General features: G+C 71.0%; 25 protein-coding genes. 14 read left to right on the forward strand and 11 right to left on the reverse strand.

Annotated features, from left to right (window positions below; all coding sequences use genetic code 11):
- Positions 1-14 precede the first annotated feature (14 nt).
- The 5 genes from ABD250_RS15850 to ABD250_RS15870 all read left to right on the forward strand — a co-directional run bounded on the left by ABD250_RS15850 (position 15) and on the right by ABD250_RS15870 (position 5,813).
- On the forward strand, positions 15-1,358 hold the full coding sequence (locus ABD250_RS15850; protein ID WP_179525669.1) for an MFS transporter: 1,344 nt from the start codon (positions 15-17) through the stop codon (positions 1,356-1,358).
- A 51-nt stretch (positions 1,359-1,409) separates the two neighbouring features.
- Entirely contained in the window at positions 1,410-2,483 is a 1,074-nt protein-coding gene (locus ABD250_RS15855; protein WP_182659300.1) for a phosphotransferase family protein, read from the forward strand.
- Between the two features lie 107 nt (positions 2,484-2,590).
- Positions 2,591-3,352: an SDR family NAD(P)-dependent oxidoreductase gene (locus ABD250_RS15860; protein ID WP_344393332.1), complete on the forward strand. Its 762-nt coding sequence runs from the start codon at positions 2,591-2,593 to the stop codon at positions 3,350-3,352.
- Between the two features lie 39 nt (positions 3,353-3,391).
- On the forward strand, positions 3,392-4,597 hold the full coding sequence (locus tag ABD250_RS15865; RefSeq protein WP_182610103.1) for an acyl-CoA dehydrogenase family protein: 1,206 nt from the start codon (positions 3,392-3,394) through the stop codon (positions 4,595-4,597).
- A 73-nt stretch (positions 4,598-4,670) separates the two neighbouring features.
- Positions 4,671-5,813, forward strand: a complete 1,143-nt coding sequence (locus ABD250_RS15870; RefSeq protein ID WP_179525666.1) for a thiolase family protein — start codon at positions 4,671-4,673, stop codon at positions 5,811-5,813.
- 256 nt (positions 5,814-6,069) lie between these two features.
- Here ABD250_RS15870 and ABD250_RS15875 read toward each other — a convergent pair whose 3' ends face one another.
- From ABD250_RS15875 to ABD250_RS15885, 3 genes are read right to left on the reverse strand one after another with little or no spacing between them, the layout of a single operon-like run.
- On the reverse strand, positions 6,070-7,173 hold the full coding sequence (locus ABD250_RS15875) for a zinc-binding dehydrogenase (RefSeq protein ID WP_344393245.1): 1,104 nt from the start codon (positions 7,171-7,173) through the stop codon (positions 6,070-6,072).
- Between the two features lie 14 nt (positions 7,174-7,187).
- A complete protein-coding gene (locus tag ABD250_RS15880) occupies positions 7,188-8,375 on the reverse strand; it encodes an acyl-CoA dehydrogenase family protein (protein WP_182616076.1) in 1,188 nt (395 codons plus the stop codon).
- Complete coding sequence (locus tag ABD250_RS15885; protein WP_182659146.1) at positions 8,372-9,634, reverse strand: CoA transferase; 1,263 nt, start codon at positions 9,632-9,634, stop codon at positions 8,372-8,374. The genes ABD250_RS15880 and ABD250_RS15885 overlap by 4 nt, the downstream gene beginning before the upstream one ends.
- Positions 9,635-9,758: 124 nt before the next feature.
- Between ABD250_RS15885 and ABD250_RS15890 the strand changes: the two genes are divergently transcribed.
- The 3 genes from ABD250_RS15890 to fabG are packed head-to-tail and all read left to right on the forward strand — an operon-like array spanning position 9,759 to position 12,863.
- Entirely contained in the window at positions 9,759-10,955 is a 1,197-nt protein-coding gene (locus ABD250_RS15890) for an acyl-CoA dehydrogenase family protein (RefSeq protein WP_182652332.1), read from the forward strand.
- Positions 10,952-12,136 (forward strand): CaiB/BaiF CoA transferase family protein, encoded by a 1,185-nt coding sequence (locus tag ABD250_RS15895; RefSeq protein ID WP_182659145.1) that lies wholly within the window; start codon positions 10,952-10,954, stop codon positions 12,134-12,136. Before ABD250_RS15890 ends, ABD250_RS15895 begins: the two co-directional genes overlap by 4 nt.
- The gene (gene fabG, locus ABD250_RS15900; RefSeq protein WP_179525660.1) at positions 12,123-12,863 is read left to right on the forward strand and encodes a 3-oxoacyl-ACP reductase FabG; all 741 of its coding nucleotides are present in this window, start codon (positions 12,123-12,125) and stop codon (positions 12,861-12,863) included. The genes ABD250_RS15895 and fabG overlap by 14 nt, the downstream gene beginning before the upstream one ends.
- A gap of 34 nt (positions 12,864-12,897) precedes the next feature.
- Here fabG and ABD250_RS15905 read toward each other — a convergent pair whose 3' ends face one another.
- Together ABD250_RS15905 and ABD250_RS15910 are read right to left on the reverse strand one after the other, a co-directional pair.
- Positions 12,898-13,656 carry a FadR/GntR family transcriptional regulator gene (locus ABD250_RS15905; RefSeq protein ID WP_179525659.1) on the reverse strand — a complete coding sequence of 253 codons (759 nt, stop codon included), beginning with the start codon at positions 13,654-13,656 and terminating at the stop codon, positions 12,898-12,900.
- An 8-nt stretch (positions 13,657-13,664) separates the two neighbouring features.
- Positions 13,665-14,684 carry a hotdog family protein gene (locus ABD250_RS15910; RefSeq protein ID WP_344393253.1) on the reverse strand — a complete coding sequence of 340 codons (1,020 nt, stop codon included), beginning with the start codon at positions 14,682-14,684 and terminating at the stop codon, positions 13,665-13,667.
- Positions 14,685-14,797: 113 nt separating this feature from the next.
- On the opposite strand from ABD250_RS15910, the gene ABD250_RS15915 reads away from it, so the two are divergent.
- The 4 genes from ABD250_RS15915 to phoH2 all read left to right on the forward strand — a co-directional run bounded on the left by ABD250_RS15915 (position 14,798) and on the right by phoH2 (position 19,261).
- The gene (locus ABD250_RS15915) at positions 14,798-15,952 is read left to right on the forward strand and encodes an acyl-CoA dehydrogenase family protein (protein ID WP_182610333.1); all 1,155 of its coding nucleotides are present in this window, start codon (positions 14,798-14,800) and stop codon (positions 15,950-15,952) included.
- Entirely contained in the window at positions 15,949-16,401 is a 453-nt protein-coding gene (locus ABD250_RS15920) for a MaoC family dehydratase (RefSeq protein WP_182610334.1), read from the forward strand. Before ABD250_RS15915 ends, ABD250_RS15920 begins: the two co-directional genes overlap by 4 nt.
- A 16-nt stretch (positions 16,402-16,417) precedes the next feature.
- The gene (locus ABD250_RS15925; RefSeq protein WP_182658643.1) at positions 16,418-17,659 is read left to right on the forward strand and encodes an acetyl-CoA C-acetyltransferase; all 1,242 of its coding nucleotides are present in this window, start codon (positions 16,418-16,420) and stop codon (positions 17,657-17,659) included.
- A 246-nt stretch (positions 17,660-17,905) separates the two neighbouring features.
- Entirely contained in the window at positions 17,906-19,261 is a 1,356-nt protein-coding gene (gene phoH2 / locus ABD250_RS15930) for an RNA 5'-3' helicase PhoH2 (RefSeq protein ID WP_182610128.1), read from the forward strand.
- Between the two features lie 100 nt (positions 19,262-19,361).
- Here phoH2 and ABD250_RS15935 read toward each other — a convergent pair whose 3' ends face one another.
- Together ABD250_RS15935 and glpX are read right to left on the reverse strand one after the other, a co-directional pair.
- Positions 19,362-20,765 (reverse strand): class II fumarate hydratase, encoded by a 1,404-nt coding sequence (locus ABD250_RS15935; protein ID WP_182610129.1) that lies wholly within the window; start codon positions 20,763-20,765, stop codon positions 19,362-19,364.
- A gap of 65 nt (positions 20,766-20,830) precedes the next feature.
- Positions 20,831-21,841 carry a class II fructose-bisphosphatase gene (gene glpX, locus ABD250_RS15940; RefSeq protein WP_179525654.1) on the reverse strand — a complete coding sequence of 337 codons (1,011 nt, stop codon included), beginning with the start codon at positions 21,839-21,841 and terminating at the stop codon, positions 20,831-20,833.
- Between the two features lie 147 nt (positions 21,842-21,988).
- Between glpX and ABD250_RS15945 the strand changes: the two genes are divergently transcribed.
- A complete protein-coding gene (locus tag ABD250_RS15945) occupies positions 21,989-22,552 on the forward strand; it encodes a DUF4245 family protein (RefSeq protein ID WP_182658641.1) in 564 nt (187 codons plus the stop codon).
- A gap of 76 nt (positions 22,553-22,628) precedes the next feature.
- Here ABD250_RS15945 and ABD250_RS15950 read toward each other — a convergent pair whose 3' ends face one another.
- The 3 genes from ABD250_RS15950 to ABD250_RS15960 are packed head-to-tail and all read right to left on the reverse strand — an operon-like array spanning position 22,629 to position 24,588.
- Positions 22,629-22,856 carry an exodeoxyribonuclease VII small subunit gene (locus ABD250_RS15950; RefSeq protein WP_182658642.1) on the reverse strand — a complete coding sequence of 76 codons (228 nt, stop codon included), beginning with the start codon at positions 22,854-22,856 and terminating at the stop codon, positions 22,629-22,631.
- Positions 22,856-24,208: an exodeoxyribonuclease VII large subunit gene (xseA, locus tag ABD250_RS15955; protein ID WP_344393261.1), complete on the reverse strand. Its 1,353-nt coding sequence runs from the start codon at positions 24,206-24,208 to the stop codon at positions 22,856-22,858. Before xseA ends, ABD250_RS15950 begins: the two co-directional genes overlap by 1 nt.
- Positions 24,205-24,588 (reverse strand): hypothetical protein, encoded by a 384-nt coding sequence (locus tag ABD250_RS15960; protein WP_182639912.1) that lies wholly within the window; start codon positions 24,586-24,588, stop codon positions 24,205-24,207. The genes xseA and ABD250_RS15960 overlap by 4 nt, the downstream gene beginning before the upstream one ends.
- Before the next feature lie 72 nt (positions 24,589-24,660).
- Between ABD250_RS15960 and ABD250_RS15965 the strand changes: the two genes are divergently transcribed.
- Positions 24,661-25,641, forward strand: a complete 981-nt coding sequence (locus ABD250_RS15965) for a 4-hydroxy-3-methylbut-2-enyl diphosphate reductase (protein ID WP_179525649.1) — start codon at positions 24,661-24,663, stop codon at positions 25,639-25,641.
- Between the two features lie 30 nt (positions 25,642-25,671).
- On the opposite strand, the gene ABD250_RS15970 is transcribed toward ABD250_RS15965, so the two are convergent.
- On the reverse strand, positions 25,672-26,163 hold the full coding sequence (locus ABD250_RS15970; RefSeq protein WP_182658064.1) for a DUF6542 domain-containing protein: 492 nt from the start codon (positions 26,161-26,163) through the stop codon (positions 25,672-25,674).
- Positions 26,164-26,169 lie beyond the last annotated feature (6 nt).

The raw sequence follows: 26,169 nt of genomic DNA on the forward strand, positions 1-26,169 counted from the left end.
CCGAAGGAGATGACATGGCCGAGGCCAGCATCCGCCCCGACCTCCCCTCGGAGGTCACCCCGACGCAGTCCGCCGAGGGCAACAGGAACGCCAAGAGGTCGCTCGCGGCCAGCACCACCGGGCAGCTGTTCGAGTGGTACGAATGGACCGCTTACGCGGTGTTCGCCCCGTTCATCGCGGCGGCGATGTTCAACAACGAGAACCCGGTCTCGGCCCTGCTGGCGACCTTCGCCGTCTTCGCCGTGGGCTTCCTCGTCCGGCCGCTCGGCGGGATCGTCTTCGGCCGGATCGCCGACGTCAAGGGCCGCAAGTGGGTCCTCATCACCACCATGCTCATGATGGCGGGCGCGAGCCTGCTGATCGGACTGCTGCCGAGCTACGAGACCCTGGGTGTCTTCGCCTCCGTGCTGCTCCTGCTGTGCCGGATCGTCCAGGGCTTCGCGCACGGTGGTGAGTCCGCGACCGCGTACAGCTACGTCGCCGAGATCGCGCCGCCCCACCGTCGCGGGATGTGGGGGAGCCTGGTCTTCGTCGCCATCATGGGCGGCACCGTGATCGCCTACGGCGTGGGCGGCACCATCACCGCCGTGCTGTCCGAGTCCGCCGTCGGCGAGTGGGGCTGGCGCATCCCGTTCCTGCTCGGTGCCGTGTTCGCCCTGTTCGTGCTGTACCTGCGGGCCGGGATGGAGGAGTCCGACGTCTTCGACAAGGCCGCCGAGGCGGCCGCAGCCGACCCGACCTCCCCGGTGGTCACCTTCTCCAGGGGCCGTCTTGCCCGTGCCATCGCGCTGGTCGTGACCATGGTCTCCGGCGTCACCGTCGCCCACTACACCTGGAGCTCGTACGCCTCCACCTTCGCGATCACCCAACGCGACATGGATGCGGGCGCCGCCTTCTGGATGATCTTCGGCAGCCAGCTGGTCGCCCTGTGCACGCTCCCGCTGTGGGGCCTGCTGTCGGACAAGATCGGCCGGCGCCCGGTGATCTTCATCTTCGCTGTCGGCACCATCGTCACCACCCCGTTCCTGATGGGCATGATCGACGACCGACCGTGGACCCTGTTCCTCACCTCGCTGATCGCCATGACCCTGGTCGCCGCCGCCGGTTCCATCCTGTCGTCGTTCATGTCCGAGGCGTTCCCCACCAAGATGCGCACGGCGGGCATCGGTTTCGCCTACTCCCTGTCCGTCGCGGTCTTCGGCGGCAGCGCACCGTACCTCAACGCGCAGTTCATCGAGTGGGACGTGTACTGGATGATCAGCGCCTACATCATCGTGCTCTGCGTCTGCACCATCATCGCGACGGCGATCATGAAGGAGACCCGCGGCAACGACCTGCACACGGTCGGCCACGACTAGTCCGTGCCCGTTCCGGTCATCCGGCCGCCCATCAACCGCGAGGATCACCCCATGACCACTCCACCAGAATCGTCCGCCGGCCCGGCGGTCGACCGACTCCTCCGCCCCGACGTCGTGGGCCCCAAGATCGCCGAGGCCACGGGCGAGGCGGCCTGGACGGACTTCTCCGCCGAGCTGATCGCGGGGGGCAAGTCCAACCTCACGTTCACGCTCCGCTCGGACGCCGGCGAGCTCATCCTGCGTCGGCCGCCCACGGGTGAGCTCCTCCCGAGCGCCCACGACATGGGGCGCGAGGCGCGCATCCAGCTGGGGCTGGCGTCGACGGACGTCCCGGTGGCCGGGATCGTGCTCAACGAGACCACCGGCGAGGACCTCGGTGTCCCGTACTACGTGATGGAGAAGGTCGTCGGTCACGTGATCCGCGACGAACTGCCGCCGGGCTACGCCGAGTCCGACGACGACAAGGCGGCCATGGCGGACGCGCAGATCGACGCGATGGTCGCTCTCCACGCAGTGGATCAGGACGCCGTCGGCCTGGGGGATCTGGGGCGGCCGGAGGGTTATCTGGAGCGCCAGCTACGCCGGTGGCTGGGACAGTCCGAGAAGGCGAGCGCGAGCGTCCGCGCGGACCGCCTCCCCGAGCTGGCCGCGCGACTCGGCCGGGACCTGCCCACCTCGCCGTCGTCGCGGATCATCCACGGTGACTACCGCATGGACAACTGTGTGGTCGACGCCGACGATCCGGGACGGATCAAGGCGATCCTCGACTGGGAACTGTCGACCCTCGGCGATCCGGTGGCCGACCTCGCCCAGACCGTTCTGTACTGGGGCGATCCCGACGGACCCGAGGTCCCGCTCATCCCGAGTCTGACCACGGGCCCCGGGTGGCCCGGTCCGCAGCGGTTGCTGGACAGGTACTGCTCCGCGACCGGCACGGATCCCGCACACATGCCCTGGTACCTGGCGTTCGCGACGTTCAAGTTCGCGGCGATCGCCCAGGGTGTGGCCACCCGCTCCGAGGCCGGGGACATGGCCGGACAGGACTTCGGTGACATCGGCCCGCAGATCCGCGAGCTGGTGGAGTACGGCCACTCGATCCTCGATTCCCGGAAAGGCGCCCGCTGATGGCTGATCCCGCTCCCGACGCCCCCGCTCCCGACGCCCCCGCTCCCGACGCCCCCGCCCGGGCCGTGCGCGGGCCGGTCGACCCCCGCACGGGTCCCCAGGCGGCGCTGCCCGTGCTCGACCGCTTCCGCCTGGACGGGCGCGTCGCGGTGATCACCGGCGCGTCGTCCGGCCTCGGCGCCGGGTTCGCCCGCGCCCTGTCCTCCGCCGGCGCGACGGTCGTCCTGGCCGCCCGCCGACGGGAGCGCCTCGACGCACTCGCCGAGGAGCTCCGCGCGGCCGGCGGAACGGCGTCGACGGTGGCCTGTGACGTCGCGGACCCCGAGGCGTGTGCGGCCATGGTCCGCTCGGCCATGGACTCCCACGGGCGGATCGACGTCCTGGTCAACAACGCCGGCATCGGCACCGCCGTGCCCGCGCTCAAGGAGACCCCGGAGCAGTTCCGGGGCGTGGTGGACGTCAACCTCCACGGCGCCTACTGGGCGGCCAAGGAGTGCGCGACCGTCATGGAGCCCGGCTCGAGCATCGTCAACGTGGCCAGCGTGCTCGGCCTGACCGCAGGATTCGCCCCGCAGGCCGCCTACTCCGCCTCCAAGGCGGCCGTCCTGGGACTGACCCGGGACCTGGCGGCCCAGTGGGGGAGCCGACGGGGCATCCGGGTCAATGCGCTCGCCCCCGGGTACTTCGCCTCGGAGATGACCGACGAGATCCCCGAGACGATGCTCGCCGACATCACCGGACGCACGATCTTCGGTCGGCTCGGTCTGCAACCGGAGCTCGACTCCGCCCTTCTCTTCCTCGCCTCCGACGCCTCGTCGTTCATCACCGGGTCGACCCTCACCGTCGACGGCGGCATGACCCTTCACTAGTCCTCGACCTCACCAGTTCTCGACCCAGGAGACATCACGATGGAATTCGCGCACAGTCAGCGCAGCGTCGAGCTGCAGGAGAACATGTGGGAGTTCATGCGCGAGCATGTGTTCCCCGCCGAGCCGGTGTGGGCCGAGTACCTGCGCACGCACGGTGACCACGAGCACCCGCCCGTCATGGAGGACCTCAAGGCGGAGGCGCGGCGTCGCGGGCTGTGGAACCTCTTCCTGCCGGAGTGGTCCGGCATCTCCAATCTCGAGTTCGCGGCGGTCTCGGAGATCTCCGGTTGGTCGCCGGTGATCGCCCCCGAGGCCATCAACTCGCAGGCGCCCGACACCGGGAACATGGAGACCTTCCACCTGTTCGGGACCGACGAGCAGAAGGCCGCGTACCTCGAGCCGCTCAAGGAGGGCAGGATCCGGTCGGCCTACGCCATGACCGAGCCCGACGTGGCCTCCTCCGATGCGACGAACATCCAGACCGTCATCCGCCGCGAGGGCGACGAGTACGTGATCAACGGCCGCAAGTGGTGGATCACGGGAGTGGCAGACGAGCGCTGCGAGATCTTCATCGTCATGGGCAAGACGGACGAGACCGCCGAGACGCACCGTCAGCAGTCGATGGTCCTGGTCCCGCGCGGTACCCCGGGGCTCACCATCGAGCGCAACCTCCCGCTGTTCGGCTACCAGGACCAGCACGGTCACTGCGAGCTCGTCTTCTCGGACGTCCGGGTGCCAGCGTCGAACCTGCTCGGCGAGGAGGGCGCCGGTTTCGCGATCGCGCAGGCGCGTCTCGGGCCGGGCCGCATCCACCACGCCATGCGCGCCATCGGGATGGCCGAGCGGGCCCTGGCCCTGATGGTCGACCGCGCCAAGTCGCGGCACGCCTTCGGCGGGTACCTGTCCGAGCAGGGCGTGGTGCAGGAGCACATCGCCAACTCCCGCATCGAGATCGACCAGGCACGCCTGCAGGTCCAGCACTGCGCGTGGATGATCGACACCGTCGGCGCCAAGGAGGCCCGGTTCGAGATCTCGGCCATCAAGGTGATCGCGCCGCAGGTCGCGTGCACCGTGATCGACCGGGCGATCGAGGTCTTCGGTGGGGCCGGTGTCTCGGACGACACCCCTCTCGCCTACTTCTACGCCTGGGCGCGGGCCCTGAGGATCGTCGACGGCCCGGACGCCGTGCATCGCCGCACCATCGCGCGTGGCGAGCTCAGGCGCACGCCGCCGTACGTCGGCTGAACGTGATGCGCAACACTGACAAGACCCGGTCGGACGAGACCGGATACTCACCGTTCGAGAGAGGGACACGCACATGGGTGCAGTGATCGTGGAGGCCGTGCGCAGCGCGGTGGGCAAGCGCAAGGGTGGACTGGCCGGGGTGCATCCGGCCGATCTGTCGGGCACGGTGCTGAACGCTCTGGTCGAGCGCGCCGGGGTCGACCCGGGGATCGTGGAGGACGTGATCTGGGGGTGCGTGACCCAGGCCGGCGAGCAGACCGGGGACATCGCGCGTACCGCGGTGCTCTCCGCCGGGTGGCCCGAGACCGTCACCGGCGTGACCATCGACCGCCAGTGCGGTTCCTCGCAGCAGGCGCTGAGCTTCGCCGTCGCGGTGGTCGAATCCGGTTACCACGACGTGGTGGTGGCCGGCGGCGTCGAGTCCATGACCCGTCAGCCGATGGGCAGCTCGATCACCGGCGAGGGCATCCCGTACGGGCAGGACTTCCTGGGCCGCTACGACGGCACCATGCCCAACCAGGGCGTCGGCGCCGAGATGATCGCCGAGCGGTGGGGGCTGTCCCGCACGCAGCTCGACGAGTTCGCCGTGGCCTCGCACGAGAAGGCCGCCGCCGCGCAGGACGCCGGGTTCTTCGCCGGGCACATCGTCCCGGTGACCACCCCGGACGGGGTCTTCGACGCCGACCAGGGCATCCGCCGGGGCAGCACCGTCGAGGGGCTGGCCGGGCTCAAGACCCCGTTCAAGTCCGACGGCGTGATCCACGCCGGCAACGCCTCGCAGATCTCGGACGGATCCGCCGCGATCCTGGTGATGAGCGAGGAGGCCGCCGCCAGGTACGGATGCACGCCGATCGCACGTGTCCACACCGCCACGCTCGCCGGCGACGATCCGGTCATCATGCTCACCGCCCCGATCCCGGCCACGGCCAAGGCTCTCGAGCGCTCCGGGTTGACGATCGACGACATCGGGGTGTTCGAGGTCAACGAGGCCTTCGCCTCGGTGCCGATGGCGTGGCTCGCCGAGACCGGCGCCGACCCGGCCAAGCTCAACCCCAACGGTGGCGCGATCGCCCTCGGCCACCCGCTCGGCGGCTCCGGGGCCCGCATCATGACGGACATGGTCCACCACATGAAGGCGAACGGCATCAGGTACGGCCTGCAGACGATGTGCGAGGGCGGCGGCCAGGCCAACGCCACCATCATCGAACTGCTCTGACGGCCTGGCATCGAACTGCTCTGACGGCCCAGCATCCCCAGCCGGCGTGCATCCGCGCGAGCGGCTGCCCGGTGACTCACAGCCGCCCCCCGCGATGAACTCCGGCCTGCGCATCTGCGCACGCCAGACGCCATCGTCGGGGGCGGCTGCGTTGTGGGCGTACGTGCGCGCGTGCGGATGCCCGGCGAGGGGGGTGTCCCGGCGAGGGGGGGGGCGTCGCGGCGGGGCTGTGCTGCGGCGGGGGCTGTGCTGCGGGTCAGGCCCCGGTGAGCACGACGGCCCGGCCCAGGACCTCACCGCGATCGAGGGCCTGGTAGGTCTCCGGTGCCTGCTCCAGTCCCACACGCCGGGAGATCACACTGCTCAGGTCGAGCCTCCCCGCGGCGAGCAGCCGGATCAGCGCGGGTACGTCCTGACGTGCGCGGGCGCCGTAGGAGCCCTTGATCTGGATCTTGCGGCGCACGACCCGCGCGAGGTCGACGTCCAGCACCGTCCCGGCCGGCGGGATGCCCACCACGACGACCCTGCCGCCCTCCCGCGTGAAGTCCGTGGCCTGGCGGGTGGTGGCGGCCGAGCCCAGCGCCTCGAAGGCGGCGTCGACGCCCCGGCCCCCGGTGATCTCCATGACCGCCTCGGTCGCATCGACCTCGCGCGAGTTGATCGTGTGGGTCGCACCCATGCGCCGCGCCAGGGCGAGCTTCTCCTCGTCCACGTCGACGGCGATGATGGATTCGGCGCCACTCACCGCGGCCAGCTGGACGATGTTCTGCCCGACGCCGCCCACGGCCACGACCGCGACCGACTCACCGGTCCGGACATCCCCGACGTTCCGCACGGCACCGTAGGCGGTGAACAGCGAGCACCCCAGGATCGCCGAATCCGCCAGATCCAGTTCCTCGGGGAGGGTGAACACCGCGGTGGCGGGCGTGACGCTGTACTCCGCCAGGCCGCCCATCGAGTACATGGACAGCGGCTCTCCGTTGGCGCGGTGAAGCCTGGTCTCGCCGTCGTACAGGGTCCCGCGCAGGCGGTTGTACTCGAAGAAGGTGGCGCAGAGGTCCTCCATCCCGCGGGCGCAGTTCTCGCACCACCCGCACGGCATGATGAAAGAGCCCACCACGCGGTCACCCGGGCGGACCGCCGTCACGCCACGGCCGACCTCGGCGACGACTCCGGAGACCTCGTGCCCCAGGACCCCGGGGAGCGGGAACCCCACCTCGCCCTTCATCACGTGGAGGTCGGTGTGGCACACCCCGCAGGCCGTGTTGTGGATCAGGACCTCGCCCTCCCGGGGTTCGGGGATCGGGATGTCCTCGAGCACCAGGGGGGATTCCGTGTCCACGCACACCGCAGCCTTCATGGTGGCGACTGTACTCAGTGGTCGCGGCCGAGGAGTTCATCCGAGATGATCCGCATCTGGATCTCGCTGGTGCCCTCGAAGATGCGCGTCAGCCGGGCGTCGCGCCAGTGCCGCTCCACCTGGAAGTCGGTCGTGTACCCGGCCCCGCCGTGGATCTGGACGCCCTGGGAGGTCACCCGCTCGGCCATCTCGGTGGCCACGAGCTTGCACATGGCGGCCTCGAGCGAGCAGCGACGCCCGGAGTCGATGGCCGTGGCCACCGAGAACATGAGCTGGCGCGCGGCCTCGATGTCGGCGGCCATCCGGGCGATCTCGAAGCGGAGGTACTGGAACTCGCCGATCGGTCGGCCGAACTGTTCGCGGGTGGCGACGTAGGCGATCGAGTCCTCCAGCGCGGCGCGGGCCAGGCCGATCGCGCGGGCGGCGGTGTGGGCGCGACCGACCTCCAGGCCGGAGACCGCCAGGTAGAAGCCCCTGCCCTCCCCGCCGAGCAGCGCAGAGGCGGGCAACCGGAAGTCGTCGAAGGACAGCTCCCAGGTCTGCCAGCCGAAGTATCCGATCTTGCGGACGGGGTTGCCGGTGATGCCCGCGGGGAACACGCCGCGATCCTTCTCCACCAGGAAGGCGGAGATCCCGCGGTGGGGCTTGGCCGGGTCCCGGACCGGGTCGGTACGGGCGAACAGCACGAGGTAGTCCGCCTGGTCGGCATAGGTGCACCACATCTTGGTGCCGTTCACCACCCACTCGTCGCCGTCGCGGACGGCTCGGCAGGAGATGTTGGCGACGTCGGAGCCCGCCTCGGCCTCCGACAACGCGTAGGCGCCCAGCCACTCGCCGCGGGCGACGCGGGGGAGCAGGCGCGCCTCCTGATCGGGGGTGAACCCGCCGCCCATCCCGTTGCCACGGGCGAGGAGACCGGAGACTGACAGCCACCCGCGGGCGAGCTCCTCGGCAACCAGGCAGTACTCGAACACGCCCAGGCCGAGCCCGCCGTGCTCCTCGCCGATCATGATGCCGAAGAAGCCGATATCGGCCATCTTCTGCCGGAGCTCGTCGGGGATGTCTCCCTTCTCCGGGTCGAGGCGGTTCGCGACCGGCAGGACCTCCCGGGCGGTGAAGTCGCGGGCCAGATCGCGGATCGCGAGCCGCTCCTCCGTGAGGTACACGGGGACACCGTCGCGGGCGGCGGGTTTGTGGGTCATGACTCAGGTCCCCGGGGTGGTGGGGCGATCGGCGGTGAGCCGGTCGGAGGGCGGGGGCGATCGGCGGTGAGGTGATCGGTGTCGGCGCCGAGGTCCGGCGCGGGACCGGTGGCCAGGTGCCGGCCGTCGAAGGTCGCGGGGTGCGCGGCCGCGAGGTACGAGCCGATCCCCGGCTGATCCAGTGCAGCGAACAGCGGGTTGGCCTCGAGATCGCCCTCCGCCACCACCTGGTCGAACGTGCGGTACCGCTCGTGCAGCACCACCGAGTCCTCCAGTGCCCGGGTGACCTCCGCCGTGGTGTGGGCGGAGAACCATCGGGCGAACAGTGCGGCCAGGACCTCCCGGTAGGAGTACCTGTCGGCCTCGGTACCGAAGTCGGCGCCGGTGGCCGACTCGAGGGCGTCGACGGCGTCCCGGGTCCCGGTCACCCGCGCCAGGTCGTGGAAATGCCTGGTGGTCAGGGCGACCACCATCACACGGCCCCCGTCGGCGGTGGTGAAGTCCCTCCCGAACGTGCCGTAGACGTAGTTGCCGACGGCGGGCCGGCTGGACCCGTCGAGCTGCGGCTCGGTGAGGTAGCCCAGCGCGCCGGCGGTGGCCAGGGCGACGTCGTCCAGCGGGAGCACGATGCGTCGGCCCCGGCCGGTCCTCTCCCGCTCGCGGACGGCGGAGACCACCGCCAGCGCCGCGTGGAGGCCCGCGGCGACGTCCCAGGCCGGCAGGGCGTGGTTGACCACCTGCCCGGCGCCCTGTCCACCGCCCTGTCCGCCGTCTTGTCCACCGCCCTGCCCGCCGTCCTGTCCGGTGATCGCGGGGAACCCGAGGGCGGCGTTGACGGTGTAGTCGACCCCGGGGCGGCCGTCGCGACGTCCGAGCAGTTCGAGGGTGATGACATCGGGTCGGACCGCGGCCAGACGCTCATGGCTCATCCACTCCCGGCCGGCGGAGTTGGTCACGAGGATCCCCGAGCCCTCCCCGGGCGCGGTGACGAGGTCCCGGAACGACTGCCGGCCCTCGTCGGAACGGAGGTCGAGGGTCACCGAGGACTTGCCCCTGTTGAGGCCGGTCCAGTAGATCGAGGTTCCGCCCGGGGCGAGCGGCCAGCGGTGCACGTCCGCCGCGCCGCCCACCGGGTCGACGCGGATGACCTCGGCGCCGAGCTGGGCGAGCGTGAGCCCGCACAGGGGAGAGGCCACGAAGCTGGAGAGTTCGACCACGCGGATGCCGCTGAGCGGTCGCGACTCGCTGGATTCGGCCATCGGTGGCTCCCGGGGGTCCGGCGGTGACTATTGCCCCGCTCCGTAATTGATGATAATAGTTTGAAGCATACTTCACCGGATCGTGGTTCCGCGAGGGCCATCACGGACGACAGAGGACACAGTCATGAGCGATCAGGCGGACTCGGTGGGGCCCGAGGTCGACGCGGAGGACTTCGCGGCCATCCTCGCCACGACCCGCGACTACATCCGGACCGTGGTGATGCCCCGGGAGCGGGAGATCGCCGACGCCGACGCCGTCCCCGACGACATCCGGGCCGGGCTGGCCGAGATGGGGATGTTCGGGTACGCGATCCCGCAGCAGTGGGGTGGCCTGGGGTTGGACCTGACCCAGGACGTCGAGCTGGCGATGGAATTCGGGTACACCAGCCTGGCCATGCGGTCGCTGTTCGGCACCAACAACGGGATCGCCGGGCAGGTCCTGGTGAACTTCGGCACCGACGAGCAGAAGGCGGAGTGGCTGGAGCGGATCGCGTCCGGCGAGGTGATCGCGTCCTTCGCGCTGACCGAGGACGGTGCGGGGTCCAATCCCGCCGGGCTGGCGACCAGGGCCGTCCGGGACGGCGACGACTGGGTCATCGACGGCACCAAGCGCTTCATCACCAACGCGCCGGTGGCGGATCTGTTCGTCGTGTTCGCCCGGACCCGCCCCGCGGACGCCGGTGGCCCGGGGATCGCGGTGTTCCTCGTCCCCGCCGACGCGGCCGGGGTCACGGTGGGACCGAAGGACCGCAAGATGGGCCAGGAGGGTGCCCCGACCTCAGAGGTGGACTTCAGTGGTGTCCGGGTCCCCGCCTCGTCGCTGGTGGGGGGAGACGAGGACGCCGGGTACCGCGCGGCGATGACGTCCCTGGCCCGCGGTCGCGTGCACATCGCCGCCGTCGCCGTGGGGTCGGCGAGAAGGGCGCTCGACGAGTCGCTGGCCCATGCGGCCACCACCACGCAGGGGGGCACGGCCGTCGGCGACTTCCAGCTGGTCCAGGCCATGATCGCCGACCAGCAGGTCGGGGTGATGGCCGGACAGGCGCTGGTCCGGGAGGTCGCGGCCAAGTACGTCTCGGGAGAGGACCGACGCATCGCCCCGTCCGTCGCCAAGCTCTTCTGCACGGAGATGGCGGGGAAGGTCGCCGACCTGGCCGTCCAGATCCACGGCGGCACCGGGTACATGCGGGGCGTGGTGGTCGAGCGGATCTACCGGGACATCCGCCTGCTGCGCCTCTACGAGGGGACCAGCGAGATCCAGAGGCTGATCATCGGCGGCGGCCTCATGCGCGGTGCGACACGCGAGGCCACCGCACGATGACGGGAGGCGGGCCGCTCCCTCTCGAGGGGATCACGGTCGTGGCGGTCGAACAGGCCGTCGCCGGCCCGTTGGCCACCCGTCACCTCGCGGACCTCGGCGCCCGCGTCATCAAGATCGAGCGGCCGGGGGAGGGTGACTTCGCCCGGTCCTACGACGACACCGTCCACGGCCTGGCCTCGCACTTCGTCTGGCTCAACAGGGGCAAGGAGTCGATCGAGCTCGACCTGGCCTCCGACGACGGGCGGCGGGTCGCGCTCGAGCTGGCCGACCGTGCGGACGTGGTCCTGAGCAACCTGGCACCCGGGGCGATGGACCGGTTGGGTCTGGGGGCCGCTGCGCTCCGGTCGAGGAAGGACGAGCTCGTCGTCGTCACCCTCTCCGGATACGGCGAGGCGGGGCCGTACTCGGGCCGCAAGGCCTACGACATGCTCGTCCAGGCCGAGTCGGGGTTGTGCTCGATCACCGGTACCCCCGAGACCGCCACCAAGACCGGCGTCCCGGTCTCCGACATCGCGACCGGGATGTATGCGCTCTCGGCGGTCCAGTCGGCGCTGTTCCGTCGGGAGCGGACCGGGCTCGGTGCCACGATCGAGGTGTCGATGTTCGAGGCGACAGCCGAGTGGATGGGCCACCCCATGTACATCCGGATGTACGCGGACCGGCAGGTCGGGCGCATGGGCCTGTCGCACGCCTCGATCTGCCCGTACGACGCCTTCCCCACCAGGGACGGACAGGTGCTCATCGGGGTGCAGAACGACCGGGGATGGGCGGCGCTGGTCCGCGACGTGTTGGACCGGCCGGATCTCGTCGACGACGAGCGGTACGCGACCAACATCGCCCGCGTGGCGCGCAGGGCCGAGGTGGACGCGCTGATCGGGTCCCTGACCAGGGAGTACGACTCGGAGGAGCTGGCCGCGCGACTCGACGACGCCGGTGTCCCGGCGGCCCGGCTCAACGACGTCGCCGGACTGGTCCACCACCCGCAGCTCGAGGCGCGGGACCGGTGGCGCGAGGTCGACACCCCGGCCGGATCCGTCCGCGGCCTGCTCCCGCCGATCACCTACGCGGACGTAGAGCTACCGATGGGGCCCGTGCCGTCACTGGGCCGACACACCGATGCGATCCTGGCCGAACTGGCCGGGCGGGCACGAGGAGAGGACACACGTCATGGGACTTCTTGAGGGTAGGACCGCGGTCGTCACCGGAGCCGCGCGCGGGATCGGGTTGGAGATCGCGCGGACGTTCATCGACAGCGGGGCGCGCGTCGTGATCGGGGACATCGACGACGAGGCGGGCGCGGCCGCGGTCACCGAGCTGGGCGGCGAGGACGCCGCACGGTACGTGAACTGCGACGTGCGTGACGGGGCGGCGATCGAGCACCTGATCGACGTGGCCGAGGAGGCGTTCGGGCCGCTCGGGGTGTTCGTGAACAACGCCGGTGTCACCCGCGACGCCACGATGCGCACGATGACCGAGGAGCAGTTCGATGACATCATCGCGATCCACCTCAAGGGAACGTGGAACGGCACCCGCGCGGCCGCCGGGCGGATGCGGGAGCACGGGGGAGGGGCGATCGTCAACGTCTCCTCCATCTCCGGCAAGGTCGGGCTGAAGGGTCAGACCAACTACTCCGCCGCCAAGGCGGGGATAATCGGATTGACCAAGGCCGCCGCCAAGGAGGTCGCGTTCAAGAACGTGCGCATCAACGCGATCCAGCCGGGGCTCATCCGCACCGCCATGACCCTGGCGATGCCGCAGCACGTCTGGGACGAGAAGATGGCCGAGATCCCCCTGGGCCGGGCCGGCGAGCCCTCCGAGGTCGCGCAGGTCGTGCTGTTCCTGGCCAGCGACATGTCGAGCTACATGACCGGTACGGTCCTCGAGATCACCGGCGGCCGCCACATCTGATCCGCCTCGGACGGGCACGGCCCGATGACCCGGGTCAACCGTCGAGGTCCCACCGGATCGGCCTCGCGAGCGCGCTGTGGAACCGCTTCTCCAGGTACGTGGTGTGCTCGTGGATGTGGACCGACATCAACCGGGACGCGGTGTCGCCGTCCCGGTCGGCGATCGCGGCGTAGATCTCCTCGTGGATGTCGCACGTCAACTCGCGCTGCCGCCTGGGGTAGGTGATGCCCATCGAGGCTCCGGCGATCAGGCCGCTCAGCGCATCGAAGAGGTAGCCGAAGAGCGCGTTCCCGGAGCTCCAGGCGATCAGCTCGTGGAATCGCTCGGAGTGGGCCGAGAACGCGGCCTGGTCGCCCATCTGCTCCCGCGTCTGGCGGAGGTTCTCGGCGAGTCCGGCCAGTCCGGCGTCGTCGATCCGCGAGGTGGCCAGACGGGAGATGGTGGGCTCCAACGCCGTGCGGGCCTCCATGATCGTGGAGAACGGGGCGTTCTCGAACTGCAGGAGCAGGCTCAACGTGGCGGCCAGCGTCCCCCCGTCCGGTTGCTGCACGATCGGCCCGCCACCGGGCCCGGGCTTGAGCATGAGCACGCCCTGCAGCTCCAGGTAGCGCAGCGACTCGCGGAGCGTCCCGCGACCGACCCCGTACTGCTCGAGCATGAGGTGTTCCGGGGGCAGCCGGTCGCCGACGGTGTTCCCGCGACGGGAGATGTCCTCGACGATCTGCTGGGCCACCAGGAGCGCCGTCTTCTTGGGACGGCCCACCCCCGGCCGCGTGCCGCCTTCTGAACTCATGACAACCATTATCCCCGATCCGGGCGTCCGGGCATGAGTACCGTGTACGACCAGTCCAGGACGGGAGCGTCACCGTCCGCCCGGTGGGCGGTGACGAGCGACCGCAGATCGAGCGCCGTCCCCCCGTCCGGGAGATCGACCGCGGCCCCGATCACGAGCTCGCTGCTCAGGGTGTCGCCCTCGCGGACCGGGCCCACGTGGTCGCAGGAGTGCCAGCCGAGCACGGTGAGCATCGTCGGCAGCGCCCGGGTGGCCTGCGACAGCGTGAGTCCGATGGTGTGGCCGCCGTAGACCAACCTGCCGGCGCCCGAGACGCGGGCGTCGTGGTGGGTCTGCGCGATGTTCAGGGTGAGCCGGGCCAGTTCCGGGGCGCTCGAGACCACGTCGGCGCCCGGGCGCAGGACGGTGCCCTCGGCGGGGAGGGGGTCACCCGCCCCGGGGACCGCGGCGCGGTAGGCGGCCAGGTCCCAGGCGTCGGGTGTCGCCCACGGCCGGGAGGTGGCGGTCCCGACCGCCGCCAGGTCGTCGGTGTGGGCGCACGAGTCCGGGTCGACGCCCGGAGCCAGGGGCAGCATGGCGCATCGGTGGAAGTCCAGGACGGTCCGTCCGTCCTGGTCGGTGGTGGTGATGCGGAGCGCGGCGAGCCCGGTGGGGGTGCGGCCCGGTGAGTGGCTGTTGGTCTTGAGTCCCACGACCTCCGTCCGGGTGGTCAGGGTGTCACCGATCCGGGGTGCGGTGAGCAGACGCAGGCCGCGGTAGAAGAGGTTGGCCCGCACGCGCTGGGTGACAAGGGTGGACTGGCCGATCGCGACGTCGACGACGAGGCCCGGGTGGGCCACCGTGCCGCCGGTGACGGCGTGGGCGAGACGACGGTCCAGGGGGAGCCGCAGCCGGTCGCCGAGGATCGCCTGGTGTGCGGCGGCGAGACCGTCGGTCAGGGTGACGGACGGGGCGTCGACGACGACCTGACCCACCGCCAGCTGGTCGAAGTAGGGTCCGCCGACGGGCCGGGCGTCGCGAGTGTCCATGACCGGCATCCTAACCAAACCATGCGCATGATTATTGACTATCGGATGGAGGGTTGCGATGATGTCCGGACCCCGCCCGACGGGCGGATCGAGACGACGACGAGGTGTCACCGGTGCCGGACCTGAACCAGGACGAGGCCGACCTCGTCGCGACCGTGCGCCGGTTCATCGACCGCGAGGTCAGGCCGTCCGTGCGCGAGATGGAGCACGCGGACTCCTACCCGGAACGCTGGATCGAGCAGATGAAGCAGATCGGGATCTACGGCCTGGCCGTCCCCGAGGAGTACGGCGGGATGCCGGTCTCGATGCCCTGCTTCGTGCGCGTCACCGAGGAACTCGCCCGCGGTTGGATGTCCCTGGCGGGCGCCATGGGCGGGCACACGGTGGTGGCGAAGCTCCTCACCGAGTTCGGCACCGAGGAGCAGAAGTCCACCCACCTCCCGACGATGGCCACGGGTGAGGTGCGGGCGACCATGGCCCTCACGGAGCCCGGCGGGGGGTCGGACCTCCAGGCCATGGGCACCGTCGCGACACCCGACGGAGACGACCTGGTGATCACCGGGGCCAAGACGTGGATCTCGAACGCGCGCCGCTCCGGCCTGATCGCCCTGCTCTGCAAGACTGACCCGTCGGCGACGCCCGCGCACAGGGGGATCTCGATCGTCCTGGTCGGGCACGGTCCCGGGCTGACCGTCTCGAGGGACCTGTCCAAGCTCGGGTACAAGGGCGTCGAGACGTGTGAGCTGGCCTTCGACGGCTATCGCACGCCCGCCACGCAGGTGCTCGGCGGCGAGCCCGGACGTGGCTTCGCCCAGATGATGAAGGGCCTGGAGACCGGACGGATCCAGGTGGCCGGCCGTGCCCTCGGGGTGGCGGCCGCCGCCCTCGAGGATTCTCTCGCCTACGCGCAGCAGCGGGAGTCGTTCGGGCAGCCCATCTGGAAGCACCAGGCGGTCGGTCACCGTCTGGCCGACATGGCCACCAAGCTGTCCGCCGCGCGCCAGCTCACGCTCCACGCCGCCGAGCGTTCCGAGGCCGGCGAGCGCTGCGACATGGAGGCCGGGATGGCCAAGCTGTTCGCCTCCGAGGTCGGCATGGAGATCGCGCTCGACGCGGTCCGGATCCACGGCGGGTACGGCTACTCCACGGAGTACGACGTGGAGCGGTACTTCCGCGACGCCCCGCTCATGATCGTGGGCGAGGGGACCAACGAGATCCAACGCAACGTCATCGCATCGCAACTGGTGCAGCGAGGAGGACTGTCATGAGGGTGTTCGAGGGACTGGAGCAGCTCGAGGCCGAACTCGGGCGACACGTGGGGTACAGCGACTGGATGGAGATCACCCAGGACCGCATCGACGCGTTCGCCGACGCGACCGGGGACCACCAGTGGATCCACGTCGACCCGGTCCGGGCGGCGCAGGGGCCCTACGGAGCCACCATCGCCCACGGCTACCTGACCCTCTCCCTGCTGCCCGTGCTGGGCGCGGAGGTCATGGAGATCCGGGGGTTCCGGATGATGATCAACTACGGCGTCGACAAGGTCCGGTTCCCGGCACCGGTCCCGGTGGGATCGCGCATCCGGGCGGGGATCGAGCTCACCTCGCTCCAGCGCAGGGCCTCCGGGGTCCAGTTGGGCAGTCTGGTGACCGTGGAGGTCGAGGGCTCCGACCGTCCGGCGGTCGTCGCCGAGACCGTCCGGATGATGGTGGAATGAGTCGGTGAGTTCCCGCATGTCGCGGGCCCTCGCCGACGTCGTGGTCTGCGAACCCGTGCGCACCGCGGTGGGTCGCCGCCACGGCGCCCTCGCCCCGCTCGCGGCCGCCGATCTGGCCGCGGCCGCGATCTCCGGTCTGGTCGACCGCACCGGTCTGTCCGCCACGGATGTCGACGACGTGATCCTCGGGCAGTGTTACCCGAACGGGGAGGCTCCGGCGATCGGGCGCGTCGCGGCACTGGACGCCGGCCTGGACATCCGCACCCCCGGGATCCAGATCGACCGCCGGTGCGGATCCGGACTGCAGGCCGTGCTCAACGCCGCGATGCAGGTGGCGGTGGGCGCGAGCGAGGTGGTGATCGCGGGCGGGGCGGAGTCGATGTCGAACAGCGAGTTCTACTCGCTCGGCCTGCGCGGCGGTGTCCGCGGTGACCGCGTGGAGTTCGTCGACCGCATCGCGCGGGGCCGGGTGACGTCGGGCGGCCGTGACCACCCGATCCCCGGAGGCATGCTCGAGACCGCCGAGAACCTCCGCGCCGAGTACTCGATCTCCCGAGCCGAGCAGGACGAGCTGGCGGCCGAGAGCCAGCGGCGCGCCGTCGCGGCGCAGGACGGGCGGGTGTTCGACGAGGAGATCGTGCCGGTGCGGGTCCCCCGGGGCGGGGGAGACGACGTCGTCGTCGTCGACACCGACGAGCACCCCCGCCGCGGTGTCACCGCGGCATCACTCGCCGCGCTGCGCCCCGTGCGCTCCCGGCTCGACCCCGACGCGACCGTGACCGCCGGCAACGCCAGCGGGGAGAACGACGGCGCCGCGGTGTGCGTCGTGACCACCCGCGATCGCGCGGAGAGCCTCGGGCTGCGCGCGTACGTCAGGCCCCTCGGGTGGTCGGTGACCGGGGTCCATCCCGCCTGGATGGGGATCGGTCCCGTCTCCGCCACCGCCGGGCTCCTGGGCGATCTCGGGCTGCGTCTCGCCGACTTCGACCTGATCGAACTCAACGAGGCCTTCGCCGCCCAGGTCCTGGCGTGCCTGCGGGAGTGGGAGGGCGGGTTCGGCTTCACGGCGGCCGACCGCGAGCGGCTCAACGTGCACGGCTCGGGGATCTCGCTCGGCCACCCCGTCGGGGCCACGGGGACCCGCATCCTCACCACGATGGCCCGCGAGCTCGCCCGCCGGCAGGGCCGGCTCGCCCTGGAGACGATGTGCCTGGGCGGCGGACAGGGCCTGGCCGCCGCGTTCGAGAGGGTGCCGTGACCCGGTGTGCGTCACGGACCCCGGCGAGACCGACGAATTCACGATGAGTTAACTCACACTCGTGTGATTCGGGCGTAGCGTGGGTCACAACGGTCGGTGGGGAAGCCGACCGTCGGGAGGTCCCAGCCGATGATCGATCCACTCGATCGGGAGGGGGCCGGCACCCGGCCCCGTCACCACCAGGTGACCTGGGCCGACCGGTCCACCCCCAGCTCGCCCGCGGGTGCCGCGGGCCAGGAGTCCGCCGTGACCGACACCGTACGCACCTACGTCCTCGACACCTCGGTTCTGCTCTCTGACCCGTGGGCCGTCACCCGCTTCGCCGAGCACCGCGTGGTGCTGCCCATCGCGGTGATCGGGGAGTTGGAGGGCAAGCGACACCACCCCGAGCTGGGCTACTTCGCCCGCGAGGCGCTCCGACTCCTCGAGGATCTGCGCCTCCGCCACGGACGGCTCGACGGCGACCTGCCCATCACCGACCAGGGGGGAACCCTGCGGGTCGAGCTCAACCACACCGACCAGGCGATCCTGCCCGCCGGGTTCCGGAACACGGGGGAGGACTCCCGGATCCTCGCGTGCGCGCTCAACCTCCGCGCCGAGGGCCTCGACACCGTCCTGGTCTCCAAGGACGTGCCGCTGCGGGTCAAGGCGGGCTCCGTGGGACTGCCCGCCGACGAGTACCACGCCCAGGACGTGGTGCTGACCGGCTACAGCGGGGTCGCGAACCTGCCCGCCACCCAGGACCTCGTGGACACCCTGTTCTCCGACGGCGGGGCCTCGCCCCTCGCGGCCCGGGCGGCCGGCCTGGACGTGGAGACGCCGGTGCACTGCGGGATCCGGGTCCAGACCGAGTCGTCCTCGGCGCTGGCCCGCGTCACCGACGGCGGCGGCCTCAAGCTCGTCCGCGGCGACATCGAGGTGTTCGGACTGCGCGGTCGCTCCGCCGAGCAGCGCATCGCCATCGACTGCCTGCTGGACGAGTCGATCGGGATCGTCTCCCTCGGAGGCCGGGCGGGGACGGGCAAGTCCGCGCTCGCCCTGTGCGCGGGGCTCGAGTCGGTACTGGAGCGTCGCCGCCACCGCAAGATCGTGGTGTTCCGGCCCCTCTACGCCGTGGGCGGACAGGAGCTCGGGTACCTGCCTGGGAGCGAGACGGAGAAGATGTCGCCGTGGTCCCAGGCGGTGTTCGACACCCTCGAGGGCCTGGTCAGCGAGAACGTGATCGACGAGGTGATGGACCGGGAGATCCTGGAGGTGCTGCCGCTGACCCACATCCGCGGCCGGAGCCTGCACGACTCGTTCGTGATCGTCGACGAGGCGCAGTCACTCGAGCGCAACGTCCTGCTCACGGTGCTCTCCAGGCTGGGGACGGGATCGCGCGTGGTGCTCACCCACGACGTGGCCCAGCGGGACAACCTGCGGGTCGGCCGTCACGACGGGATCCAGGCCGTGGTGGAGAAGCTCAAGGGGCATCCGTTGTTCGCACACGTCACCCTCAACCGCTCGGAGCGCTCGGCGATCGCCGAGCTGGTCACCACGATGCTCGAGGAGTTCCACCCGGACGCCGAGCCGGGGGAGCTGCGCCGGATCCACGCGGCATGACCGACGGGTGAGCAGAACCTGCGCTGCGTGCCCGGACCGGGCACGCAGCGCAGGTCCCACCCGGGTCTCGTCAGTCCTGTGAGGGAGCCCGCGTCCGGGGTCAGCGCTCGCGGTCGAGGCCCGTCATCCCCAACACGTCGAGGCGGCGGTCCAGCTCGTCCTCGCTCAGCGGGTCGGGGACGAAGCCCAGGGCGATGACGGCCTCGCGGATCGTCAACCCTTCCGCCAGGGCGTGCTTGGCCACCCGGGCGGCCTCCTCGTAGCCGATCGCCGAGTTGAGCGGGGTGACGATCGAGGGCGAGGACTCGGCGTACCGGCGCATCCGCTCGACGTCGGGCTCGATCCCGTCGATGCAGCGTTCGGCGAACAGGGTCGTGGACGTGGTGAGGATCCGGGCGGACTCCAGGACGTTGCGGGCCATCACCGGGATCGCCGTGTTGAGTTCGAAGGCCCCGGTGGCGCCGGCCCAGGCCACGGCCGCGTCGTTGCCCACGACCTGGGCGGCGACCTGGGAGATGGTCTCGCACAGTACGGGGTTGACCTTGCCGGGCATGATCGACGACCCGGGCTGCAGGTCCGGCAGGTGGATCTCGGACAACCCCGTCATGGGACCGGACCCCATCCACCGGACGTCGTTGGCGATCTTGGTGAGCGAGACGGCGATCGTGCGCAGCGCACCGGAGAGCTCCACGAGACCGTCGCGGGCGGACTGCGCCTCGAACGGGTCCTCCGCCAGGCGCAGCTCCTCGAGCCCCGTGAGTGAGCGCAGTTCCTCGACCACCGCGGAGCCGAAACCGTCCGGCGCGTTGAGTCCGGTGCCGGCCGCGGTGCCACCGATCGGGAGCTCGCCCACCCGGGGCAGGGTGGCGCACACGCGCTCGGCCCCGGCCCGGATCTGGCGCGCGTACCCCCCGAACTCCTGGCCGAGGGTCACGGGCACCGCGTCCATGAGATGGGTGCGGCCGGACTTGACCACCTCCCGCCACTCGACGGACTTGCGCTCGAACGACCCGGCCAGCCCACCCAGCGCGGGGACGAGCTCGGTCAGCGCCAACTCCGTCGCGGCGACATGCGTGGCGGTGGGGAAGGTGTCGTTGGAGGACTGCGACATGTTGACGTCGTCGTTCGGGTGGACCGTGACGCCCTCGGCCGCGCACATCGAGGCGATGACCTCGTTGGCGTTCATGTTCGAGCTGGTTCCGGAGCCGGTCTGGAACACGTCGACGGGGAAGTGGTCGTCGACCTCACCCTCCGCGATCCGTCCGGCCGCGGACACGATGGCGTCGACCTTGGTCTTCTCGAGGAGACCGAGACGGCCGTTGACGGTCGCGCAGGCGGACTTGAGTAGGCCGAGGGCGCGAATCTGTGCTCGCTCGAGACCGCTGCCCGAGACCGGGAAGTTCTCCACCGCCCGCTGGGTCTGGGCCCGCCAGAGCGCGTCGACGGGTACCCGGACCTCACCCATGGTGTCGTGCTCGATACGGAATCCACTCTGGTCAGCCATACGGTCAGAGTAGGCGGGCACGCCGCACCGTGCAGGCGCTCTCGGCGCGGCGGGCCCGGGTGGGGTCAGCTGTCGCGCGTCCCCTGGCCGTAGTCGACCGCCGAGAACTCGCGGAGCTTCTCCATGCGGTGGCGGGCCTCGACGTGCCGGACCGTGCCCGACTTCGATCGCATGACCAGCGACCTGGTGACGGCGCCGTTCGAGCGGTAGCTGACGCCACGGACCATGTCGCCGTTGGTGATACCGGTCGCCGCGAAGAAGCAGTTGTCACCCTTGACCAGGTCGTCGGTGCCGAGGAACGCATCCACGTCGAGGCCGGCGTCCACGGCCTTCTGGCGTTCGGCGTCGTCCTGCGGCCAGAGCTGCCCCTGGATCTCCCCGCCCATGCACTTCATGGCGCAGGCGGTGATGATCCCCTCCGGGGTGCCGCCGATGCCCATGAGGATGTCCACCGAGCTGTCGTCCGAGGCGGCGGCGACGCCGCCGGCCACGTCCCCGTCCATGATCAGCCGGACCTTGGCGCCGGCCGCGCGGATCTCCGCGATGAGTTCGGCGTGCCGGGGGCGGTCGAGGACGCAGACCGTCATGTCCCCGACGTCGATGTTCTTGGCCTTGGCCACGGACAGGATGTTCCATTCGGTGGACTTGGACAGGTCGATGTGACCGACCGCGTCCGGCCCCACGGCGATCTTGCGCATGTAGAACACCGCGGAGGGGTCGAACATCGCGCCACGCTCGGCGACCGCGATGACGGCGATCGAGTTGGGCCGGCCCTCGGCCATGAGGCGCGTCCCGTCGATCGGGTCCACGGCCACGTCGACCGCGGGACCGTGCCCGGTGCCGACCTTCTCGCCGTTGAACAGCATCGGCGCCTCGTCCTTCTCGCCCTCGCCGATCACCACGACGCCGTCCATGTCGACGGTGCCGATGAGCTCGCGCATGGCGTCCACGGCCGCGCCGTCACCCCCGAGCTTGTCGCCCCGGCCCACCCACCGGCCGGCCGCGAGCGCGGCGGCCTCGGTGACTCGGACGAGCTCCATGGCGAGGTTACGGTCGGGGCGTAGGGCGTCTGACATGTGGCGTCGGGCTCCTCGGATAGCTGCGCGCGAACAGACGTGGCCACTCGCCGCACGATGGGGTGTCGGCGCTCATTGTTGCACCTCCCGACGCCCGCCGGGGGCCAGGCGCCCGACATGCCCCGGGTGGGTGGGATACTGGACGCCGTGGCCGAGCCGAAACCGAGAATCCTGCAGGGCAACCGCGACATGTTCTGGTCGGTGGTGGTGCTCATGGCGATCGTCGGCATCTTCGCCGGTGTCGCGGGCCAGTGCACCTTCAGCCCGTCCGGACCACAGCAGGGCGCGATCCCGGAGTTCGACGCCGAGGCCTCCCTGCGCCAGGACGCCCGCAGCCTGGACTTCCCGGTGCGGTCCCCGGTCGTCCCGGAGGGGTGGACCTCGAACTCGGGTCGGGTCGAGAGCTTCGTCGGCACCACCTCGAGCCACGTCGGCTGGGTGACGGGGGAGCGGAGCTTCGTCGAGCTGGTCCAGTCCGACGCCCCCGAGGAGGCGTTCCGGTCGCTGAACGGCGGACCGCGACCGAGCCGGACGATCGTGCCGGTGACCGGGCGGGAGTGGACCGTGTTCACCGGTGACGACGTCCGTCCGGTGTGGGTGCTGGACCTGGACGACGTCAGGGTGGCGGTGACCGGGTCGGCCACCACCTCGGACTTCGAGGAGCTGGCCGCGGCTGTCCAGGACGCCGAACCGCTCCCGGACACCCGGTAGTCAGCGGGTCGACCGTCGCCGGGCCGGCGCAAGGGCTGTGCCTCCTAGCTGCAGTGCCTCCTAGCTGCAGTGCCTCCTAGCTGCGGCCGCCCTCGTCGTCGTCGCCCAACACCGCGTCGATCCGGTCGCGCGCGCCGTCCAGGTGCTCCGTGCACCGCGCGGCGAGTTCCTCGCCCCGCTCCCAGAGCGCCAAGGATGCGTCCAGGTCCTGGCCGCCTGCCTCGAGGATGCGGACCACCTCGATCAGCTCGTCGCGGGCCTCCTCGTAGCCGAGCTGGGAGACGGGGGTCTGCTCGTCGGACATCAGGACTGCTCCTCGGGTGTGGCTGGCTCGGGTGTGGCTGGCTTGGATGTGGTGTGCTCGGGTGTGGATGGCCCGGGCGGTGCGGTGGTGGTGGCCGTCCGTCCCGCGGCGGGGGTGGAGCCGAGGACGGCGGCGGACAGCGCGCCGTCCGACACCCGGATGCGCAGCTGCGACCCTGGCGGGGCGTGGGCGATCGAGGAGACCACCCGGCCGTCGTGGTCCCCGGCGACGGACTGGACCACCGCGTACCCGCGCGCCAGGGTGGCTGCCGGTCCGAGGGTGGTCAGCCGCGCCGCGAGATGGCCGAGCGACGTGGACTCGGTCTGGATGATCCGCGTGATGTCCCGCCGGGCCGCCCGGAGCGCCTCGGCCACCACCTCGGCCCGTGAGTCCACGAGCCCGTAGGGGTTCGCCATCACCGGGCGGGAACGGATCGCCGTGAGCTGGCCGCGCTCCCGCTCCACCCATCCCCGCAGGGCGCGGGCGGTCCGGGCGCGGGCCTCGACGATCCGGCGACGCTCCTCGGCGACGTCCGGGACCACCCGCTTGGCGGCGTCGGTGGGGGTGGCCGCGCGCAGGTCGGCGACCAGATCGGAGAGCGGCGAGTCCGGCTCGTGTCCGATCGCGCTGACCACGGGCGTGCGACACCGCGAGATCGCCCGCACCAGGGCCTCGTCGGAGAACGGGAGCAGATCCTCGACCGAGCCCCCGCCGCGGGCCAGGATGATCACGTCGACGACCGGGTCGGCGTCGAGGTCCGCCAACGCCTCCAGGATCTGCGGTACGGCCGACGGTCCCTGGACCGCGGTGTTGCGGACGGCGAACCGCACGTCGGGCCACCGACCCCGGGACACCTCGACCACGTCGCGCTCGGCCGCACTCGCGCGGCCGGTCACCAGCCCGACACAGGTCGGCAGGAACGGCAGCGGGCGCTTGAGACGAGGGTCGAACAGCCCCTCGGCGGCCAGGGCCTGCTTGAGCCTCTCGATGCGGGCGAGGAGTTCGCCGATGCCCACCGGGCGGATCTCGGAGACCTGGAGCGAGAACGATCCACGACCGGTGTAGAAGCGGGGCGTTCCCCGGACCACGACCCGGCTGCCCTCGGTGACCGGTACCGGCGCCTCGGAGATGAGGCGGGGCGGGCAGGTGAGGGTCAGCGAATTGTCCACCGAGGGGTCGCGCAGGGTGAGGAACGCCGTCCGGGTGCCCGGGCGCAGGCTGAGCTGGGTGATCTGCCCCTCGACCCAGACGGCGCCGAGACGGTGGATCCAGTTGGCGATCTGGTCCGAGACCACCCGGACCGGCCACGGCTGTTCGGGGCTGCTGGGGGACCTCGTCGCTCCGGCGGTCACGTGGTGCGTGGGGCGACGCGGCCGGTCGGAACGTCGGGCTCGTCGCCGCCGGGACCGCGGTCCCCGCCCGGGCCCACGGCGGTGTCAGCCCCGCCCCCGGCCCCGTCGTCGTCGAGGTCCTCGTCGAAGGTCGCCCACTCCGGCTTGTCCGACCGGGAGGGGAACACCGTCGCGATCACCCGATCGCCCTTGACCGCGAGACCGGCGACGGTCTGGCCGGCGTGCAGGTACGACTGCACCAGGCTGCCGGCGACCTTCACGGGGACCGCGGGCAGCGAGACCGCCGCCTGGAGCGCGCGACCGGGGAGCTCCACGGCGAGCTCCACCGCGGAGGCGGCGACCCCGATGGAGACACGGGTGAGGAAGAACGGACGGAGCATGGGAACCTCTCTGCCGGGGGGCGTCCGGGAGGCGTGATGGTCGGAATCCAGTATGAACCGTACCCTGGTGACATGACCGAGCAGACCGACATGATCGCCGAACCGGCAACCAAGCGAGTGCTCCTCGCGGAACCGCGCGGCTATTGCGCCGGCGTCGACCGGGCAGTCGAGACGGTCGAGAAGGCCCTGGCCAAGCATGGTGCCCCGCTGTACGTCCGCAAGGAGATCGTCCACAACAAGCACGTCGTGGAGTCCTTCACCGACCAGGGCGTGATCTTCGTCGACGAGACCGACGAGGTCCCGCACGGGTCGAACCTGGTGTTCTCCGCCCACGGCGTCTCGCCGGCCGTCCGCGAGAGCGCCCTGCAGCTGGAGCTGAACACCTTCGACGCCACCTGCCCGCTCGTGACCAAGGTCCACACCGAGGTCAAGCGCTTCGCCCGGGAGGGGTACCTGATCCTCCTGGTCGGCCACGAGGGCCACGAGGAGGTCGAGGGGACCGCGGGCGAGGCCCCCGATGTGGTGACCCTGGTCGACGGCCCGGAGTCCGTCGACGCCCTCGACATCCCCGTCGACACCGAGAAGCTGATCTGGCTCTCGCAGACCACGCTCAGCGTGGACGAGACGATGGAGACGGTGCGGCGGCTCAAGGAGAAGTACCCGACGCTGATCGATCCGCCGTCGGACGACATCTGTTACGCCACCCAGAACCGGCAGGTCGCGGTCAAGACGATGGCGCCGCAGTGCGACCTGGTGATCGTGGTGGGCTCCCAGAACTCGTCCAACTCTGTCCGCCTGGTCGAGGTGGCCCTGCAGGCCGGTGCGCGCGACGCACATCTGGTGGACTACGCCAAGGAGATCGACACGTCCTGGTTCGAGGGCGTCACCACGGTGGGGGTGACCTCGGGCGCCTCGGTGCCGGAGTTGCTGGTCCGAGGTGTGGTGGACCTGCTGGCCGACCACGGCTTCAACGACGTCTCCTCGGTGCGGACCGCCCAGGAGACCATCACGTTCTCGCTGCCCCGCGAGCTGCGGGTTCCCAAGAAGGTCTGATCCGCGGGAGCCCCGGGATCCGCGGGAGCCTCAGCGGCGGGCGTGCGCCGGGGCCGCCCGCTGGCGGCGGACGGCCACCGGTCGCGGGCTGCGGGGTTCGAGGACGAACGCCCTGATCAGCGCGATCGCCACCACGACCAGGGTGGTCGTGAGCATCAGCGGGAACCTGGTCGCCAGCGGCAGCACCAGCGAGATCATCTGGGAACGGGAGAAGGCCGCCGCGGTCAGCCCCGCTCCGGCGATCACCGAGGCCATCGGGACGAGCACCGACATGATGAGCGGCGGTTGGATGCCGGCGACGAACAGCGCCCGGCGGGACACCGCCAGCACCGCGACCAGACACCCGAGGAAGTAGCCCACGGTGAAGCCGGTGCCGAGGCCCCCGGAGAACGAGTCGATCGCCACCCCGGTGAGGGTGACGGCCACCGCGAGCAGGACCGCGGACCAGGCCGGCAGGCCCCGAACGGTCGAGACGACGGACCTCTCGTCCGCCGGGACCCGTCCGCTCCTCCGTGTGCTCACAGGATG

The organism is Dietzia cercidiphylli, assembly GCF_039531545.1.
In the GTDB taxonomy this organism is placed as follows: domain Bacteria; phylum Actinomycetota; class Actinomycetes; order Mycobacteriales; family Mycobacteriaceae; genus Dietzia; species Dietzia natronolimnaea.